Source organism: Bullifex sp. (assembly GCF_034103065.1).
Taxonomy (GTDB): Bacteria; Spirochaetota; Spirochaetia; order Sphaerochaetales; family Sphaerochaetaceae; genus Bullifex.
Genome location: NZ_JAXEGN010000051.1, coordinates 1 through 2,289, shown reverse-complemented (window position 1 = coordinate 2,289; position 2,289 = coordinate 1). Strand labels below are relative to the sequence as shown.

The 2,289-nt window shown below is 32.4% G+C and carries 4 protein-coding genes and 1 pseudogene; 1 reads left to right on the top strand and 4 read right to left on the bottom strand.

The features are described from left to right. Positions 1 to 203 (bottom strand): annotated as a pseudogene (locus SOY52_RS02095) (NAD(P)-dependent oxidoreductase); the annotation flags it as partial. Positions 204 to 368: 165 nt separating this feature from the next. Here SOY52_RS02095 and SOY52_RS02090 point away from each other — a divergent pair. Continuing rightward, positions 369 to 1,049 (top strand): DUF975 family protein, encoded by a 681-nt coding sequence (locus SOY52_RS02090; RefSeq protein ID WP_320847331.1) that lies wholly within the window; start codon positions 369 to 371, stop codon positions 1,047 to 1,049. 47 nt (positions 1,050 to 1,096) lie between these two features. Here SOY52_RS02090 and hypB read toward each other — a convergent pair whose 3' ends face one another. From hypB to SOY52_RS02075, 3 genes are all read right to left on the bottom strand, one after another. Then, the gene (gene hypB / locus SOY52_RS02085) at positions 1,097 to 1,765 is read right to left on the bottom strand and encodes a hydrogenase nickel incorporation protein HypB (protein WP_320847330.1); all 669 of its coding nucleotides are present in this window, start codon (positions 1,763 to 1,765) and stop codon (positions 1,097 to 1,099) included. A 1-nt stretch (position 1,766) separates the two neighbouring features. Further along, positions 1,767 to 2,117, bottom strand: a complete 351-nt coding sequence (locus SOY52_RS02080) for a hydrogenase maturation nickel metallochaperone HypA (RefSeq protein ID WP_320847329.1) — start codon at positions 2,115 to 2,117, stop codon at positions 1,767 to 1,769. Beyond that, positions 2,110 to 2,289: 4Fe-4S binding protein (locus SOY52_RS02075; protein ID WP_320847328.1), on the bottom strand; the 180-nt coding region annotated here is incomplete at its 5' end. The genes SOY52_RS02075 and SOY52_RS02080, both read right to left, overlap by 8 nt.

Here is a 2,289-nt window from a genome sequence, read left to right as displayed (position 1 = left end):
TGTCTTTCATGGTTACATACAATGGCACATACAGTCGTGAGTGGGTTATTTTCAAAGAGCATTTTACCAGCTTCATTAAGCTTGCTCTGCTTTAAAAGTCTAATAGCTTCTGGAATGTTTGTATGGATAGGACAACCTTCCTGACACATTGGTTTTTTGCATCCTAAACATTTATCTGCTTCATCAAGAACGTGATAAGCCATAGTACCTCCTCTTTCTTAATTCAAAATAATTTTACCACCAAAAATATTATTTTTTAAATCCGAACATTGGATTATTCCGTCTTTTAAAAATCGTGAATCAAAATTATTAACAAAGAGTTTTGTTAACCTTATAATAATTTGTAGCTTAATTTTAGGAGTAAAATCATGTGGACAAGAAAAGAATTAAAATTAAGAGCTAAAGACGGCTTAAATAGGAACTATTGGAAAGCAGTATTAATTTCTGCGATCTTTACATTAGTATTTTCAGGAGGAAGCATACTCACTCATAAATCCGATAAGCTAGATGATATTATTGGATATGCATTTATAAATAATCCATTTTTAGTTATATTTACAGGACTCTTTGGATTTATTGCTTTTGCACTATTTATTATCTTAATAGTATTTTTAATTAATCCATTTAAAGTAGGAGTATGCAAATTTAGAATTAATGCGCTTAATGGGAGTGCAAATATTGCTGATACTGCTTTAGGCTACGATGTATCATATAAGAGAAATGTAAATACATTATTTTTTATGAATCTTTTTATAGGACTATGGTCATTACTATTTATAGTTCCAGGAATAGTTAAGTACTACGAATACTCTATGATCCCATACATTCTTTCTGAGGATCCTAATATTTCTAGACAGGAAGCATTCATAAAGAGTAAAAAGCTGATGAGTGGAAATAAGTGGAGGGCCTTCGTACTAACATTAAGCTTTATTCCTTGGTACATTTTAGGTGCATTAACCTTTGGTGTAGTTTCTCTTTTCTACGTTCAACCATACCAACAGCTAACTTCAGCTGCTTTATATGAAGAGTTAAAGAAGACCTGTCTCTAATAATGTATGGCGGTGAAGTGAAAAATTTATTCACCGCCATTTTTACTTTATTTTATCCAATCATTTACTTCAGCTTTAATGTATGAAGCAACCTCATCTAATCCTTCACCTGTTTTTGAAGAAACAGTAAAAATCTTTAATTTTGGATTTCTCATTAATGCATACTCTTTTACTTTATCGAGGTCAAAATCAAAGTAAGGAATAACATCAATTTTATTTATGATAAGGATATGTGCAACCTCAAACATTAATGGATATTTTAGTGGCTTATCATGACCTTCAGGAACAGATAGAATTACTGCATTTTTTACAGATCCTGTATCAAATTCTGCAGGACATACTAGGTTACCAACATTCTCTAGTACTACCAGATCAAGGTCGTTAACACCAAATTCCTCAATGCCTTGTCTTGTCATTGAAGCATCTAGATGACACATACCTCCAGTATGAAGCTGGATAGCTCTAACACCTGTTTCCTTTATTGCTAAAGCATCAACATCGGAATCGATATCAGCTTCCATTACACCAATTGAGATTTCATCCTTTAATCTTTTAATAATGCCCTTTAAGAATGTAGTTTTACCACTACCAGGAGAAGACATTAAATTTAATAAAAAAGTCTTTTTCTCTTTAAGTTCTTCTCTTAATTTATCTGCATCTCTATCGTTATTTTCAAAGATACTTTGCTTAACTTCTATAATTCTTACTTTATCCATTCTACACCTCAACAGCTTCAATCTCTTTAATAATTAACTCATTTCCAGTTAGTAAATAAGTCCTTTCACTCTTACAATTTGGACAAACTTTTCCATATTGAACTGTAGGATACTCGCTTTTACAATCCTCACAATAAGTAATTGCTTTAATTACTTCTACTTTAATTTTTGCATCCTTTAAAACAGTTTCCTTTTTTACAGCCCAAGACCAACAATCTTCAAAGAGGGCTGGAATAACAGTGGAGACCTCTCCGATCTCCACTGTAACAGAGTTAATCTTTTTAACATTATTTTCTGCTGCAATTTTATTTACTTGGTCAATGCAGTGAAAGACTACTCCAAGCTCATGCATCGTTCTTATTGCCCTTAAATAAAATCTTTACTCCACGTTTAGCTGCATAAGGAATTATGTGTTTAAACTTATCCTCAGCAACGACCATCTTTGAAGCTTCTGGGTGGTCACGATGAAGGGTAATGGCATCAAACTTACACTTTGTAGTACAAATACCACATCCGATACACTT